Raw genomic sequence first — 282 nt, forward strand, 5'->3', positions numbered from 1 at the left:
ATGTGGATGGAAGAGAATGAAGGGACTCGTGTCAATGAGGCCCGGACTGAACAGGCGTTAGCTGATACGCCACCCGTCATCGGTAGTGCCTGTCCATACTGTTTAACAATGCTTAGCGATGGTACGAAAGCCAAAGAAGTAGAGGAAGATGTAAAAACGTTGGATATCGTTGAGATTCTAGAGAAATCATTGGATGTAAACGAGGGTGCTTGATTGTTAGTTAAAAGCTGCGTTTAAGTCAACAGTTCTAGTTGAGGAGGTACCAGAAGAGTGGAGTAAAGG

General features: G+C 44.7%; 1 protein-coding gene. It reads left to right on the forward strand.

The genetic code is table 11. The features are described from left to right. Positions 1–213: hypothetical protein (locus AOA61_RS05745; RefSeq protein WP_143521185.1), on the forward strand; the 213-nt coding region annotated here is incomplete at its 5' end. Positions 214–282 lie beyond the last annotated feature (69 nt).

The sequence above is a fragment of the Pseudomonas sp. 2995-1 genome (assembly GCF_002742505.1).
Classification (GTDB): Bacteria; Pseudomonadota; Gammaproteobacteria; order Pseudomonadales; family Pseudomonadaceae; genus Aquipseudomonas; species Aquipseudomonas sivasensis.